The 15658-nt window shown below is 55.1% G+C and carries 14 protein-coding genes and 2 pseudogenes; 10 read left to right on the forward strand and 6 right to left on the reverse strand.

The window, feature by feature from the left end; genetic code table 11:
- The first annotated feature begins 19 nt into the window (after nt 1–19).
- The gene (cobT, locus tag AC5JPW_RS15110) at nt 20–1078 is read left to right on the forward strand and encodes a nicotinate-nucleotide--dimethylbenzimidazole phosphoribosyltransferase (protein ID WP_494241588.1); all 1059 of its coding nucleotides are present in this window, start codon (nt 20–22) and stop codon (nt 1076–1078) included.
- A gap of 61 nt (nt 1079–1139) precedes the next feature.
- On the opposite strand, the gene AC5JPW_RS15115 is transcribed toward cobT, so the two are convergent.
- Nucleotides 1140–1451, reverse strand: a complete 312-nt coding sequence (locus AC5JPW_RS15115; RefSeq protein WP_494241590.1) for an ArsR/SmtB family transcription factor — start codon at nt 1449–1451, stop codon at nt 1140–1142.
- A 159-nt stretch (nt 1452–1610) separates the two neighbouring features.
- Here AC5JPW_RS15115 and fusA point away from each other — a divergent pair, with 159 nt between their 5' ends.
- A complete protein-coding gene (gene fusA / locus AC5JPW_RS15120; RefSeq protein WP_494241592.1) occupies nt 1611–3713 on the forward strand; it encodes an elongation factor G in 2103 nt (700 codons plus the stop codon).
- A 42-nt stretch (nt 3714–3755) separates the two neighbouring features.
- Here fusA and AC5JPW_RS15125 read toward each other — a convergent pair whose 3' ends face one another.
- From AC5JPW_RS15125 to AC5JPW_RS15135, 3 genes and pseudogenes are all read right to left on the reverse strand, one after another.
- The gene (locus tag AC5JPW_RS15125) at nt 3756–4256 is read right to left on the reverse strand and encodes a DUF4865 family protein (RefSeq protein WP_494241594.1); all 501 of its coding nucleotides are present in this window, start codon (nt 4254–4256) and stop codon (nt 3756–3758) included.
- Nucleotides 4253–4643: pseudogene (locus AC5JPW_RS15130) on the reverse strand (tautomerase family protein). Before AC5JPW_RS15130 ends, AC5JPW_RS15125 begins: the two are co-directional and overlap by 4 nt.
- Complete coding sequence (locus AC5JPW_RS15135) at nt 4643–4951, reverse strand: carboxymuconolactone decarboxylase family protein (protein WP_494241596.1); 309 nt, start codon at nt 4949–4951, stop codon at nt 4643–4645. The pseudogene AC5JPW_RS15130 and the gene AC5JPW_RS15135 overlap by 1 nt, the downstream one beginning before the upstream one ends.
- A 100-nt stretch (nt 4952–5051) precedes the next feature.
- On the opposite strand from AC5JPW_RS15135, the gene AC5JPW_RS15140 reads away from it, so the two are divergent.
- The 4 genes from AC5JPW_RS15140 to AC5JPW_RS15155 all read left to right on the forward strand — a co-directional run bounded on the left by AC5JPW_RS15140 (nt 5052) and on the right by AC5JPW_RS15155 (nt 8926).
- Nucleotides 5052–5936, forward strand: coding sequence for a LysR substrate-binding domain-containing protein (locus tag AC5JPW_RS15140; RefSeq protein WP_494241598.1), 885 nt, complete (start codon nt 5052–5054; stop codon nt 5934–5936).
- Nucleotides 5937–6085: 149 nt separating this feature from the next.
- Nucleotides 6086–6538, forward strand: a complete 453-nt coding sequence (locus AC5JPW_RS15145; protein ID WP_494241600.1) for a hypothetical protein — start codon at nt 6086–6088, stop codon at nt 6536–6538.
- A 511-nt stretch (nt 6539–7049) separates the two neighbouring features.
- Nucleotides 7050–7640, forward strand: coding sequence for a hypothetical protein (locus AC5JPW_RS15150; RefSeq protein WP_494241602.1), 591 nt, complete (start codon nt 7050–7052; stop codon nt 7638–7640).
- A 260-nt stretch (nt 7641–7900) separates the two neighbouring features.
- Complete coding sequence (locus AC5JPW_RS15155) at nt 7901–8926, forward strand: LLM class flavin-dependent oxidoreductase (protein ID WP_494241604.1); 1026 nt, start codon at nt 7901–7903, stop codon at nt 8924–8926.
- 67 nt (nt 8927–8993) lie between these two features.
- Here the strand turns inward: AC5JPW_RS15155 and AC5JPW_RS15160 are convergent.
- Both AC5JPW_RS15160 and AC5JPW_RS15165 read right to left on the reverse strand, forming a co-directional pair.
- Nucleotides 8994–9321: pseudogene (locus AC5JPW_RS15160) on the reverse strand (gamma-glutamylcyclotransferase family protein).
- An 86-nt stretch (nt 9322–9407) separates the two neighbouring features.
- Nucleotides 9408–10298, reverse strand: a complete 891-nt coding sequence (locus tag AC5JPW_RS15165) for an oxidoreductase (protein ID WP_494241606.1) — start codon at nt 10296–10298, stop codon at nt 9408–9410.
- Between the two features lie 307 nt (nt 10299–10605).
- On the opposite strand from AC5JPW_RS15165, the gene AC5JPW_RS15170 reads away from it, so the two are divergent.
- Genes AC5JPW_RS15170 through AC5JPW_RS15185 form a run of 4 tightly spaced genes read left to right on the forward strand, consistent with a single transcriptional unit; the run spans nt 10606 to nt 15652 of the window.
- Nucleotides 10606–12702, forward strand: a complete 2097-nt coding sequence (locus tag AC5JPW_RS15170; protein ID WP_494241608.1) for a TonB-dependent receptor — start codon at nt 10606–10608, stop codon at nt 12700–12702.
- Between the two features lie 34 nt (nt 12703–12736).
- Nucleotides 12737–13648, forward strand: coding sequence for an ABC transporter substrate-binding protein (locus AC5JPW_RS15175; protein WP_494241610.1), 912 nt, complete (start codon nt 12737–12739; stop codon nt 13646–13648).
- Complete coding sequence (locus AC5JPW_RS15180; RefSeq protein ID WP_494241611.1) at nt 13645–14631, forward strand: FecCD family ABC transporter permease; 987 nt, start codon at nt 13645–13647, stop codon at nt 14629–14631. Before AC5JPW_RS15175 ends, AC5JPW_RS15180 begins: the two co-directional genes overlap by 4 nt.
- Nucleotides 14621–15652: a FecCD family ABC transporter permease gene (locus AC5JPW_RS15185; RefSeq protein ID WP_494241613.1), complete on the forward strand. Its 1032-nt coding sequence runs from the start codon at nt 14621–14623 to the stop codon at nt 15650–15652. Before AC5JPW_RS15180 ends, AC5JPW_RS15185 begins: the two co-directional genes overlap by 11 nt.
- Nucleotides 15653–15658 lie beyond the last annotated feature (6 nt).

Here is a 15658-nt window from a genome sequence, read left to right on the forward strand (position 1 = left end):
AAATCTAATGAGAATACCTATGCAAACACTGACTTCGGTACTGGCAGCAATTCCTGCGCTCGATAAAGGCGCAATGGCACAGGCGCAACAGCATATTGATGGATTACTCAAGCCACCTGGAAGCTTGGGGCGCCTGGAGTCTCTGGCGGTGCAACTTGCAGGAATGCCCGGACTGGGCGGTAAACCGCAATCCGGCGAGAAGGCGATTGTGGTGATGTGCGCCGATCACGGTGTCTGGCACGAAGGGGTAGCGATCTCTCCGCAGATTGTGACGGCAATTCAGGCGGCGAATATGACCCGGGGCACCACCGGAGTATGCGTGCTGGCCGCCCAGGCGGGGGCGAAAGTATATGTGCTGGATGTCGGGATCGACAGCGATCCGATACCTGGGCTTGTGAACATGAAGGTGGCACGCGGCAGCGGCAACATTGCGCAGGGCCCGGCGATGAGTGCAGAGCAGGCACAGGAGCTGCTGCTGGAGACTATCCGCTATACCCGTGAGCTGGCCGCCGGCGGTGTACAACTGTTTGGCGTGGGCGAGCTTGGCATGGCGAACACCACACCGGCCGCGGCGATAGTCAGCGTGCTGACGGGTGAAGCGCCGGAAGATGTTGTCGGGATTGGCGCAAATCTGCCGGAATCGCAACTGGGGCATAAAGCGCAGGTGGTTCGCCGGGCCATTGAGGTTAATCAGCCTGATGCGAAAAATGGTCTGGATGTGCTGACCAAAGTGGGCGGTTTTGATCTGCTGGGAATGACCGGTGTGATGCTGGGGGCGGCGTCCTGCGGCCTGCCAGTCGTGCTGGATGGTTTTCTCTCATACGCCTCCGCGCTTGTCGCCTGCCGCATTGAACCAAAAGTGAAAGATTATCTGATACCGTCGCATCTGTCGGCAGAGAAAGGGGCGCGCATTGCGCTGCAAAATCTCGGTCTGGAGCCGTATCTCAATATGGGGATGCGTCTGGGTGAGGGCAGTGGCGCAGCGCTGGCGATGCAACTGGTCGATGCCGCCTGCGCGATGCACAACAATATGGGCACCCTTGCTAACAGCAATATCGTGTTGCCGGAGACGAAGTAACATACCGCGCGATCGGTCCCCTCACCCCGCCGGGGAGAGGGGAAATAAAGCGTTCTCGATCTTACTTCTCGTCCCGCATCACCTGCAACAACGTATCCAGCAGCCCGGGAAAACGGGCGTCCAAATCTTCACGCCGCAACGAAATCATATTCTCGCGCCCCTGCGGGCGCTGCCAGATAACACCGCTGTCGCGCAACACGCGCCAGTGATGAGTCATGGTGGACTTCGCCACTTCATCCGGGCGAAGCGCATTGCAGCTCAGTTCATTGCCGTCGGCGAGTCGCTTGATCATCGCCAGGCGCAGGGGATTGCCCAGGGCAAAGAGGACGTTTTCCAGCAGTATTTGTTCAGTTTCTGGGTGGTTAGGGATCATTGGACTCCAGGGTGTCATTGGATTGAGCAATATCAACAATCGTTCAATCATAAGAAAATAGTTCGATAATACTCGTACAATAGGACTATTATACTCAACGAACGAACACGCGACCATCCCGGTCGCGATTTAAATTGTCAAACTGACTAAGGACGCATCATGCCCCGACCCATCCCCCTCGAACGTTATCGCAACATCGGTATCTCCGCGCACATCGATGCCGGTAAAACGACAACCACAGAACGCATCCTGTTTTACACCGGGATGAGCCACAAACTGGGTGAAGTACACGATGGCGCGGCAACCACTGACTGGATGGCGCAGGAGCAAGAGCGCGGAATTACCATTACCTCTGCTGCCGTAAGCTGCTTCTGGCCGGGTATGGACGGTGGGTTTGAGCCGCATCGCATCAACATTATCGACACCCCCGGGCACGTGGATTTCACCATTGAGGTGGAACGTTCCATGCGTGTACTGGACGGCGCGGTAATGGTGTATGACTCCGTCGGTGGCGTACAGCCGCAATCGGAAACCGTCTGGCGGCAGGCCAACAAGTATCATGTACCGCGGCTGGCGTTCGTAAACAAAATGGACCGCCCGGGAGCGGATTTCTTCCGCGTGGTGCAGATGATGATTGACCGCCTGAAGGCGAACCCGGTGCCGATTGTTATCCCTATTGGCGCGGAAGAGCACTTCACTGGCGTGGTGGATCTCATCAAAATGCGCGCCATCCTGTGGGACGACGCCACCCAGGGCATGACCTTCAGCTATGCGCCAGTGCCGGATGGCTTACTGGCAACCGCTCAGGAATGGCGGGAGAAAATGGTCTCGGCGGCGGCAGAAGCCAGCGATGCGCTGATGGATAAATATCTGGAAACCGGTGATCTCGACGAAGCGGAGATCATTAGTGGGCTGCGTATTCGCACCGTGGCAGGTGAAATCCAGCCGATGCTGTGCGGCAGTGCCTTTAAAAACAAAGGGGTGCAGCGCATGCTCGATGCAGTGGTGGAACTGATGCCATCACCGTTGGACATCCCGGCAATTCAGGGTGTGGACGAAAAAGGCCAGCCTGCTGAACGTCACCCGAGCGACGACGAACCGTTCTCGGCGCTTGCATTCAAGCTGATGACCGACCCGTACGTGGGTCAGTTGACCTTTATCCGCGTCTATTCCGGCGTGTTGAGAAAAGGCGACGCGGTGTGGAACCCGGTCAAAGGGAAGAAAGAGCGCATTGGCCGTATCGTGCAGATGCATGCCAACGACCGACATGAAGTTGACGAACTGCGCGCTGGCGACATTGCCGCCTGCGTGGGGCTGAAAGATGTGACCACCGGCGACACCCTGAGTGACCCGGATGCGGTGATCACGCTTGAACGCATGGAATTCCCGGAACCGGTGATTTCTCTCGCGATCGAGCCGAAAACCAAAGCCGACCAGGAAAAAATGGGTATTGCGTTGCAACGCCTCGCGTCCGAAGACCCGTCGTTCCGCCTGCATACGGACGAAGAGTCCGGCCAGACCATTATTTCCGGGATGGGTGAGTTGCACCTGGAAATTATTGTCGACCGTATGAAACGTGAGTTTGGCGTGGAAGCCAACATTGGTCGTCCGCAGGTCACCTACCGCGAGACGTTACGTAAAGCGGTGAAAGAGGTAGAGGGCAAGTTTGTCCGCCAGTCCGGTGGTAAAGGGCAGTACGGCCACGTCGTACTGAGCCTTGAACCGCTAACGCCTGGCAGTGGCTTCGTGTTTGAAGATGCCACTAAAGGCGGTGTGGTGCCGCGCGAGTATATTCCGTCAGTGGAAAAAGGCTTGCGTGAAGCCATGAACAGCGGCGTGCTGGCAGGCTACCCGGTGGTGGACGTGAAAGCGACCCTGACCTTTGGTTCGTATCACGATGTCGACTCCTCGGAAATGGCGTTCCGCATGGCGGCGATCTTCGGCTTCAAAGAGGGTGCACGTAGAGCAGATCCGGCGATTCTGGAGCCGGTGATGCATGTGGAAGTGGAAACGCCGGAGGATTACGCCGGGAACATCATGGGCGACCTCTCTTCCCGCCGTGGGATGGTACAAGGTATGGAAGAGCGCTTCGGCAGCCAGATTATTCGGGCTGACGTGCCGCTGGCTGAGATGTTCGGTTACTCGACCACGCTGCGTTCCATGTCGCAGGGCCGTGCCACCTACAGCATGGAGTTCCATCACTACGCGGAAGCGCCGCGCAACGTGGCGGATGCCATCATCGCCAGTCGCGCAAAAGTGTAAGAAACCAAACCCCGCTCCGGCGGGGTTTTTTATGCTCTGGCTCTAATGACCCGTCGCCACATAACCAATACGGTAATTCTCCCGACCTGCTATCGGTACGTCACCCACGTCCACCTGCAAAAATTGCCAGCGGCTGACATCCCAGGCGCAAAGTTGACCTTCTAACACCAGCGCGGACAAATCGACATGGGGCAACATTGGTGTTTTCGCAAGCGACAGCCAGGTCGCCTTTTTCACTACATCCACCTCTGGCACCTGAAGCGTGAGCCAGGTTTCAATCTCCGGCCAGCCAAAATCCTCTGTCAGTTTTTTAAAGCCTGCGCTCTGTAAAAAGCGCGCCATGGCCTGCGCGTTTTGCCACACGTACAGCGGAGCGTAACGGTTCTCTGTGACATGCGCCTCTTCCCGGCGAGAGACGAGATACGTTTTAAACAGCAGGCCGGGAAAACCATCCAGCTTTGCGCCGTTATCTGCGATGCGCTGCTCAATGACTGCCATGTCGTAATCTGCGGGCAGAGTAAAACGGTATTGCATGACGATCATAACGCCTCCTCAGAGAGCATGCGTCCGTGGCTGAAACTCCACTCATCGGCGGTATTAAATTGAATCATCACCATCACATCGTCTGGCTGAATGCCCAGTTGGCTGTTCAGGCGAGTATTCAGTAAACGAAAGAAGTTCTGCTTCTGGGCTTTGGTGCGCGGCTTACCGGCAAAAATATGAAACTGAACGAAATCTTCGCTGCGTCCGCCGCTTTTGTAGTGCTTATCAAACACCCGTTGACGCGCCGGGAGTGTTTCGAAAACCTGAAAACGATCGTCGGGCTGGGACGGCGAATTCCTCCACCAGACACTGGTGCAGCGTGTCGGAAATCAGTGTGAGTTGCGCGTCACTGTAGCCTTCGCGCAGGGTGATTCGGGTGAAGGGCATCAGTTCTGCTCCTCATCCAGACAACCCAGTGCGGACACTGCTGCCGGCCAACCCGCATAAAACGCCAGGTGGGTAAAGACTTCAGCAATCTCTTCCCGGGTCAGTCCGTTTTGTTGCGCAAAGTTGATGTGCCAGGGAATTTGCTGCACGCGCCCCAGGGCGGTGAGTGCGCCAAGGGTAATCAGACTGCGCTCGCGCGGCGAAAGGGTGTCACGCTTCCAGATATCATTAAAAAGCACGTCCTGGCTGAGTTCTGCCAGTTTGGGCGCGACGCGGGATAGCGTATTACTGTCGAGGGATGCGGCCATAATCTTCTCTCCGTGTTGACGTTGAGTCGATTCTGGCGTGATAGTGTCATCCTGAAAATCAAATTATTCGCAACTCATCATCCCGTATTTCAGGACTATTATGGAAAAGCTTCCCTTGACCCTCGATCTTGACGCATTACGCAGTTTCGTGATCGGCATTGAAGCTGGCAGCTTTGCCCTGGCGGCTTCCCGTCTATGCCGTTCCACCTCAGCGGTGAGTGCACAGCTGAAAAAACTGGAGATGCAGTGTGGGGCTGAACTGGTGGTGAAACGTGGTCGCCACCTTGAGCTCACCCACAATGGCGAGATCCTGATGGGCTATGCGCGGCGGTTATTGGCCCTGAACGATGAGGCGCAGCGGGCGCTTCAGGGGGAGTTGCTGCAAGGGGAGATTCGCATCGGGATGCAGGAGGATTTTGGCGAGTCGCTAATGCCCGCTATTCTCGGCGCGTTCAAACGCCACCATCCAGGGTTGCGCATGATTGTCCGCGTGGATCGCAACCAGGCGCTGCTGTCGGCGCTGGCTGACAACGCGCTGGACATGGCGCTGCTCTGGCAACCAGAGCAGGCTTCTCATGCCGGTAAACTGGTTGGACAGTGCGAAATGGCGTGGATCCAGCACCCGGAGCTGGAGATTGCCGCGTTGCTCGCATCAGGCGAACCTCTGCCGTTGGTCATGTTCGAGCAACCCTGTCTGATGCGCAGTCGAGCCATCGCCTGCCTCGATAACGCGGGTATTCCCTGGCACATCGTGTTTGTCAGCCACAGCCTGAGCGGCATCTGGGCAGCGGTGCAGGCAGGATTAGGGATTACTCTACGCACACGGATCGGCATGCCGGGCAACCTACAGGTAGTGGGTTCGATGTTGCCACCTGCGGGCAATCTTGGCATTACGCTTGAGGAACAGCAGGGCAGCGAGACGGTAAAAGGCGCACGAGTGCTGCTGGCAAAACTGATGGAAGAGGCGCTGTTACAGGTGAAGTGATCTCATTGCTGATTTTGCGAGTCGCCTTCCAGAAACTGCCTTGCTGTCAGTGACTTAACGCGGTATCGTTTGCCCGCACTTCTGAATGCAGGAGCTGGGACTGAAACCCTGAAAAACGTTACTTCATTTTTCTTTATGGAGGCTGGTACATGGCGACAACTGTCAACCAGACTTACCCGCACATGACCAATCATTCTCAGGCTCACCCGGAATTTACCGATCTCGCCCGCGACTGCGACGAATTCGCGCTAATGCTTATCGACAACAAAAACGCTGCTGAGAGGCGCGTCATCTGCCAGTTTCTGCAAACCAGCCTGGAGAAACTACGCCCGACCTTGAACGACCCCATTCCTCCGCACCTTATGGATGCCTTCACGGTAGAAACATTGCCTGAGCGAGTTCCCTGCTTTGAGCCGGACACCGATCAGCTCTGCGATTATTGCCTGGCGCTGAGTGAGTTGCTTAATGAAGAAGCACTTCCGTCGGCAATGGAAAAAGCCCTGCGTGGTTTGTTATGTGAATTGGTCTGGTTTTTTGCCGAGGAGCTTAACGCGCCGCGTTGGCTGAAAACGGCAGATGGTATAAAAGCGATAGTGAATTAATTGGGAGAAGTAGCCCGGCGTGTACTCCTCGCCATCATTAACTGAGGTGGGTAACCAACGTCGTACTGAATAAAAATCCGGTAATAAACGATTGAAAAATGCACTCTTCAAAAAGAGAGACGAAAACTATCGATAATATGAAAATATTATTGACGCAACGCATATCCTGACTTATTTCAGATTCAGTATAAAACTCAACTGTCTTTTATTCTTTTTTGAGTGGAGCCTGATTCAGGAATAACGTTAAAATCTCATGGTAAAGAGACGCGTTATTTATATGTACCTGGCAGTGAGAGAGCCCAATGAGTAGGATGTGAAAATTTGAATTAAGTAAACGTGAAAATAAACAAGTCACGTACAACGTTAACTTAAGCTAAATAATTAGCCGTGGGATTTCGTTTGAGTCCTTAACGTTAATGCAAATTTCACTGCTATTCACTTGGTTTACATGCTCGTGGCTTACACATCGGTGATAGCAAAGATTGTCATTATTAATAAAAGGGAAATAAGTATGTTGAGGGGATTTTTGAGTGTGGCTTGTGCTTTTGCTTTAACGGGATGTTCAACCGCTCAGATGTTTATAGACTACAACAAGTCTCTCGTGGATGAGACCGGGAAAGACAGAGTTGCAATGGCTTTTGATATGCAATCACAAACGCGGATTTATCCTGAAACCGGCGAGTGTATAAACTTGTATGCGCCGAAGAATGGTTTCCTGGGGGGAACACAAGATAAAAATCTGCATTTTCCGGTTGTAGAAGGTATGTCTGAAAAACCCAATATCGTTCACTGGGTGAGTAGTCGTAAAAAAATTGTCGTCAGAATTATTTATACCGCTTATCACGATGAAGGCGGGTTAATGAGGTCTGGTAAGAAGGTCTCTGAGAGCGTTTATGCATTCGAACCCGAAGCTGGCGCCTACTACTATGTTAAAGAAGACAAAACGATATATTTGAGATATGGGCGGGAGAACTATCTGCATATCTATAAAATTGTTGATGATGGCAAAGGGAAAAAGGCGCTGGAGGAGGTTGTTAATGTCAGCACTTACAACTGCCCAGGTCAGCAACCCTGGTATCTAAAAAATGGCGCTATTATCTAGTCGCAAGCAAATCAGCATAGCTACCAGCCTGCCTGACGGTGGGCTTTTTCACGTGTGCAGCCAAAGTCTAATGCCCCTTTCGGTTAAGAGTGTCTGCTGCCTCCTCTCCATCAATTAATTTGAATCATTATCGTTAAACAAAGGGTATTTATTCTCATACGGCGAATGCGTAGAGTAGAGGGCATTAAAGGCAGTTAAGCATCGCGGATTCATCGCCGATGCTCAGCTGTCGCCTTGCAGAATATAAGGACCCAAACGCCATGAAAAAGATCGGATTTTTGTCATTTGGTCACTGGACGCCATCACCGCAGTCCGGCACCCGATCCGCCGCTGATGCGCTGCTGCAATCCATCGATCTGGCCGTTGCGGCCGAAGAGCTGGGTGCGGATGGCGCATATTTCAGGGTGCACCACTTTGCCCGTCAGTTGAGCTCTCCGTTCCCGCTGCTGGCGGCTATTGGTGCCAAAACCAGCAACATTGAAATCGGTACCGGCGTTATCGACATGCGCTATGAAAACCCGCTCTATATGGCAGAAGATGCCGGTGCAGCGGATTTGATCTCCGGTGGACGTTTGCAACTGGGCATCAGCCGTGGATCTCCGGAACAGGTTATCGATGGCTGGCGCTACTTTGGCTACCAGCCTGCGGACGGGGAAAGCGAAGCGGATATGGCGCGCCGTCACACCGAAGTGCTGCTGGAGACGCTGCGCGGAGAAGGGTTTGCCAAACCTAACCCGCAGCCGATGTTCCCGAACCCGCCGGGATTGCTGCGTCCGGAGCCGTACTCTGAAGGCTTGCGTGAGCGCATCTGGTGGGGGGCAGGTTCTAACGCCACCGCAGTGTGGGCCGCGAAACTGGGTATGAACCTGCAAAGTTCAACGCTAAAAGATGATGAAACCGGCGAGCCGTTCCACATTCAGCAGGCTAAACAGATTCGCGCGTATCGCGAGGCATGGGCGGAAGCCGGACACGCGCGTACTCCGCGAGTCTCCGTCAGCCGCAGTATTTTCGCATTGATGGATAGCCGTGACCGCGCGTACTTCGGTGGCAGCAGCAACGACAGCGATAAAGTCGGTTTCCTCGATGAGAAAACCCGCGCCATCTTCGGGCGCAGCTATGCTGCCGAGCCGGATAAGCTGATTGAACAGTTGAAGAAAGATGAAGCGATTGCAGAGGCGGATACTCTGCTGTTGACCGTGCCGAACCAGTTGGGCGTGGACTACAACGTGCATGTGATTGACGCCATTCTCAAACACGTGGCCCCGGCAATGGGCTGGCGCGACTGAATTCCTCTGCAATAAACAACGCCCCGTAAGGTTGCTGACTGCGGGGCAGTTTTCTTGAGTACAAAGGTTATTGCGGCTGTAACTGATAAATCCACGCGCTGAACTGCCGGCCTTCTTCGGTGGTGACCACCACTTCAACACGATCGTAGCCATCTTCAAATTCATCCAGCATTGGCCAGTGTGTGCTGAGGTTTGTCGGAGATAAACAGGTAACCATGTACCTGTGGCCCGCTCTCATCCAGCACAATACCGGGAAAACCTTCCGCTGCTCCCCAGCCCCGATCGTAAAAGGTGCCTGTCACATAACCAGGCTGCCATTCACCGCCAATCTCTTCCAGAATATGTGCGTTAGCCTGCCCAGGCTGTAGCGTACCGTAGACAAATAAGCGTTCCATTTTTCCCCTGCAGTCAATGCGTTAAACATATTGGGCAAGAATAACGCGCAAAACCATGGGAATAAAGTCGCTCGTTGTGCGATGTCTCAACCTGGTCCCTCGCTCCCGGCGGCCAGTAGCGGAACCACCACGTCACTAATGGGCGTTGGTAGGTTATGAACTCGACCATAACGCTGCACCACGCCGTTGCGAATGTCCCATTCCAGCGCTCGATTGGCCTGACGATCGGCGAGAATAGAAGTGCCTAAATCTGCAGGTGCTTTATGAAAACCGTCAACGATTTCCTGCGGAACACTGTCGTTCAGTACTGCACCTTCTGCCCGTGCGACCGCCAGACATTCGCGCAAATACGCCAACGCCAGTTCAGTGATATCGCCACGTGAGAACATCCCGGCCCGGCGATTAGACAGGACCATCAGACCCGCAACCGCGTTTTGCAGCAGCTTGCGCCAGGCGATGGAGGCAAAATCTGCTGAGAGTTCGACCGTGCAGCGTGTACCGCTCAGAGCATCCACCACCCGCTTAGCTTGTGGCACATCCGGTAGCGTCAGGCGTGGTTTTGCACGCAGCCAGACGGAAGCATCGGGTTCGCGCTGAGCCGGAAACCAGACCACCGAAGGCAGTATCTGTGCGCCATTTACGTAAGACGCTAGCTGCATTTTTTGCTCAACACCGTTTTGCAGCGCGCAGACAACGGTATTGTCGTCGCATAACGCAGACAACCAGTGGGCGCTGTCAGCAACCTGGGTCGTTTTTACTGCGACAAATACCAGCTTAAACGGATGGCCGTGAGTCTGCGGGGTGGTCAACACCGGACCTGGCACCACCACTTCCCCCTCGTCGTGGCGCAGAATTAAACGCGGATGGGCGGTGCGCCCGCAGAGCAGAGGAGTGCGGTTAACTTCATGCAGTGCGGCGGCAATGGTTGTGCCGATAGCACCCGGGCCAATAAGCGCAATGGTGAGATCTTCAGACATAGGTGTTCTCCTGATGAAAGAGAGGTTGCCAGCGGTTCCGGCATGTTTAACGGAAGTGTTTCTACAATAGCACCGTTGTTTCACCGCTCCTGATATAACACATCTTTTAGCCGCAAATCACACCCAATTGCCAGGCTTCACCTGTGAGCAACGTGAGTCGCTTAATCCTTCAAAATTCGTATCTGCACTTTACAATTCATTTTTGATATTGATAATCGTTATCAAAATGTTTCTTATTGTTGTTATTTGATTTTCTTACGGAATGATCCCCAGGAAAGATGGGGACTAATGATTGAGGGTTGCTTGCATGAGATTTTCCCCTTTATACGGCGCGATGGCACTGCTCTTTGCGTCGCCGCTTTACGCGCAGGATGCGACAAGCAGTGATGATGAACTGATTGTTAGCGCAACGCGTACCGAAGGTTCGCGTAATGATTCTCCCCAGGTCATTAAGGTCATCAGCGAAGAAGAGATTGCCCAACAGCGGCAAATCACCTCGGACACCTCGCAAATCCTGAGTAATTTACTGCCGTCTTTCTCGCCTTCACGGCAGAAAATGTCCGGCAGTGGAGAAACGCTTCGCGGTCGCACACCGCTGGTGATGATTGACGGGATCCCGCAGTCGAACCCGTTGCGTCCGACCGGGCGTGAAATGCACACCATTGATTCGTCGATGATTGAGCGGATTGAAGTGATTAAAGGGGCGAACGCCAGCAACGGCGTCGGGGCAACGGGGGGGGTGATTAACATCATCACCAAACGGGCAAAACCGGGCACCGTAAACCAGCATTTCAGTGTGGAAACGACCACCCCTACGGCGGAGTTTGACCGCGATACGCTGGCTTATAAAACCAACTACAGCATCAACGGCAGCGAAGAGTACTTCGACTACCTGTTCGCCCTGAGCTATGAAGACCAGGGGCTATTTAAAGATGCGGATAATCACGCCATTGGCGTCGATAACACCCAGGGGGATCTGATGGATTCCCGGGCATGGGACATGCTGGCGAAGGTAGGATACTGGCTGGATAACGATCAACGCATTCAGTTGAGCCTCAATCGTTATCGACTGAAAAACAAAGATAATTACGTCAGCGTAACGGGCGATCGCGATGCCGGGGTGCTGACGACCTCGGTGAAAGGCAACCCGGAGGGCACCGCGCCGCACAACGATGTCTGGACGGTAGGCACCACCTACGATAACTACAACCTCGCGGGCATGAAACTGACAGCACTGGCCTACTATCAGCGGTATGAAGCTTTGTTTGGCGCAACCAACTCCTCGTCTTTCCAGGACCCTGCGATTGCGCCGATGGGCACCCTGTACGATCAGAGCCGGGCGTATACCGACAAGTACGGCAGCAAAATCGCCCTGACCAAGGATGATATCTGGGACAACCGCATTAAAGCGACGGTCGGCTTCGATACCCTGTTTGATAACTCGAAGCAGGATTTGTGGTCCACCGGGCGCACCTATGTACCGGAAATTAATTACACCGACCTGTCTCCTTTCCTGCAACTGGAATACGCACCTGTTGAGTCAGTGAAATTAAGCGGTGGCGTGCGTTATGAATATGCGCGACTCAACATTGATAGTTACCAGACGGTATGGGCCAATGACCGCGTGAAAGTGGAGGGCGGCACCCCGTCCTTCGACCAGACGTTATACAACGCAGGTGTGGTCTGGACGCCGATTGAGCCGCTCAGCCTGTTTGCCAGCTACAGTGAAGGCTTTACCGTGCCGGACGTTGGTCGCGTACTGCGCGGTATCGACACACCGGGAGTGAAGCTGAATGACTATAACGGCCTGCAACCGATCGTCACCAAGAACAGTGAAGTTGGCTTCCGTGTCCAGCAAGCGCCGTTTGATTTTGAGGCCAGTTACTACAAATCCACCTCGAAGCTGGGCAGTCGCGTGGAACTGGTTAACGATGCGTTTGTTGCCCGCCGCGAAAAAACGGAAATCGATGGCGTGGAAGTCAGCGCGGGCTACAGCCCTAATGCGGATCATAAACTGACGTTAGCCTGGTCGCACATGCGCGGTCGTTATGACAGTGATGATAACGGCAGCCTGGATGCAAAACTTGATGGCCTGAATATCTCCCCGGATCGCATCATCGCCAGTTGGTCTGCAAACTGGAATGCTGAGTTAAGCACCTTCCTGCAGGCTAACTGGGCGCTCAGCAAAGAGTTTGATGACGAGGAGAAAGACTTTTCCGGCTATGCGCTGGTGGATGCCGCCGTTGGCTACAAACTGCCTTACGGCCAGGTGAAGCTCGGTATCTCTAACCTGCTGAACAAGCAGTATGTTACGTACTATTCCCAGAGTGCATCTGTCGATCCGGACCGCTATTTTGCGGGACGAGGACGTACAGCCACACTTGGCTATAGTGTCGACTTCTGATCGTAACCGCCCCTTCGCAGGGGCGGTCTCTTTGATGATGAAAAACGAACACACATTCTCTCTTGCGCGCCGTCGTTACCTGCAGGCGCTGCTGTTATGCGGCTTTTCGCCCGGATTGTTAGCCCGACAACCCGGCGTGCCGCGTGCCGTTTCACTTTTCCAGGGCGCGACCGACAGCCTGGCCGCGCTGGGTGTGACGCCCGCCGGCATTGTCGAGTCCTGGACCGAAAAACCGGTTTACCGTTATTTGCGCCCACAGCTTTCCGGCGTGCCGCAACTTGGGCTCGAGACGCAGCCCGCGCTGGAAAAAATTGTGTTGCTCAAACCCGACATCATTTTTGCCTCCCGCTTTCGTCACCAGGATATTGCGCCGTTGATGCAAAAAATTGCCCCTGTTGCGCTGCTGGAGGATGTTTTCGAATTCAAGAAAACGCTGACGGTGGTGGCGGAAAATCTGGCGATGCAAAGCACCGCGGCGCAACTGCTTCAGCACTGGGGTACGCGTGTTGCCGCGCTCCGCACGCTGATGCAGACGCGTTTTACAGCGGCAAACCGGCCGCAGGTCTCGGTGATTGAAGTGCGCCCTGATCATATTCGTAGCTACGTCGCACAAAGCTTTCCGGGATCGGTGATGTCTGAGCTTGGCTTCACCTGGAATGCGCAGGCGACACAGGCGAGCAGTGCCTCTCTGCGGTTTTCCAGCATGGAGAACATCCCCTTGCTGGATGCCGATATCTTTTTCATTTTGCTGCGGGCTAACAGTCCGGCAATCGCCCGGCAATATCAAACATTAACGGCACATCCTTTGTGGCAGCAGATGCGGGCGGTCAAAGCCGGGCAGCTGTGGGTCGTGGACAGTGTGCCCTGGAGCTTATCCGGCGGCATTCTTGGCGCGAATCAAATCCTTAATGATGTGGAACAGGCGCTGCTCCGGGGGCGAGTATGAAGGGACGATTTCTGTTCTGTGGCCTGCTGCTGGTGGTGATGGCGGTGGTGAGTATGATGACGGGCACGCGGTTTTATTCCCTCGCCCAACTGGCGAACGCACTGTTTCATGCGGACCCGACCAGTGCGGTGGATACCATCATCCGCAGCTCGCGTTTGCCCCGTACGCTGCTGGCGATGGGGGTAGGGGCCTTTCTTGCCGTAGCGGGCGGGCTGATGCAGGCGTTAACCCGTAACCCGCTGGCCTCGCCAGGGCTGTTTGGCGTGAACGCAGGTGCGGCGTTAATGATTGTGCTGGTGGGCAGTTTGTTCGCGATTGGCTCCCCGTGGGGCACCCTGATGCTGGCGTTTACGGGGGCGTGCGCCACCGGCACGCTGGTCTGGTTTGCCAGCCGTGTCAGCAAAGGGCAACTTAACCCACTGCGTCTGGTGCTGGCCGGTGTTGCCATTACTGCCCTCTGTAATGCCTTTACCCAGGCTGTCCTGGTTATCGACCAGGAGACGCTCGATACCATGCTGTTTTGGCTGGCGGGCAGCCTTGCCGGAAACGATCTGCAGCATCTCTATCCCATGTTGCTCCCCGGTGTGCTGCTAGTGGTGGTGGCCTGCCTGTTTGCCGGGCAGATGAGTGTGCTGAACGCAGGTGAGGACATTGCCCGTGGGCTCGGGCTTAACATCGCCCTGGTGCGACTGCTGGCAAGTATTATGGTGGTCGGGCTGGCGGGTAGTGCCGTGGCGCTGGCGGGTAATATCGGTTTTGTCGGGCTGATAGTGCCGCACATTGCGCGACAGTTATTTGGCAGCGACCTGCGCCAGTCACTCCCGGCCTGCGCTTTGCTCGGTGCCTTGCTGCTGCTGGTGGCGGACATTGCCGCGCGCGTGGTGATTTTGCCGCAGGAAGTGCCGGTCGGGGTGATGACGGCACTGATGGGCGCACCGTTCTTTATTCTGCTGGCGCAGCGCAGGGGGAATCATGCCGGATAGCCACCTTTTCCGTCTGGGACCGCTTTCCCGTCAGTACTCCCGGCGTTTACTGCCGCTTTTACTGGGCTGCATAGTCATCACCTTACTGCTTATGCTTGTGGCACTGAGCACGGGCGATGTGGCGCTCTCGCTGCCGCAGACGTTGCGGTTGCTGTTTCAGCCTGATGCCAGTCCGCAAAGCTTTATTCTGCATGAGTTGCGTTTACCGCGCGTGGTGCTGGCGCTGCTGGCGGGGAGCGGGTTAGGTATGGCCGGACTCATCATGCAAACCCTGGTTCGAAACCCGCTGGCCTCGCCGGATACGCTCGGCGTCACCACCGGGGCAAGTGCCGGTGCGCTGATTTGGCTCTCGTTTTTCAGTCTGCAATACGGCAGTGCGCTGATGCCCTGGGCGGCGATGGCGGGTGCGGCGAGCGCCATTGGGCTGATTTTTCTGCTCTCGTGGCGAAAGGGGCTCACGCCTTTGCGTCTGATCCTGACCGGGGGCGGTGTATCGGCGCTGGCGGGGGCGGTGGTTACGCTGGTGCTGGTATTCAGTCCACTCACCACCACCTTTTCTGCCTGGGTGTGGATGAGCGGCAGCGTCTATGCCGCCACATGGGACAAAGTACAGCGGCTGCTGGCGATTTATCTCTGGGCGCTCCCGCTGATCATTTTTTTGCTGCGCTACCTGAAAACGTTGCAACTGAACGATGAACTGGCGACAGGGCTGGGCGTGCGGGTGCTTCCGTTACGGATGCTGTTGTTGCTCGGGTGTGTGGTGCTCTCCGGCGGGGCCATCGCCGTGGTCGGGGCAATGGCTTTTGTCGGCCTGATTGCCCCACACATTGCCAGACTCGTGGTGCGTAACGGCTTTTTCGGCCAGGCCTTGGTCACCCTTTGCTGCGGTGGCAGCATGGTTGTTATGGCTGATTTGCTTGCCAGAATCTTATTTCGACCCGCCGATCTTCCGGCCGGGATTTTTGTCGCACTGGCCGGAGCGCCGTTCTTTTTATGGCTGCTTATCCGGCAGCGAACGTAACTGATG

This window comes from Phytobacter sp., from assembly GCF_059074235.1.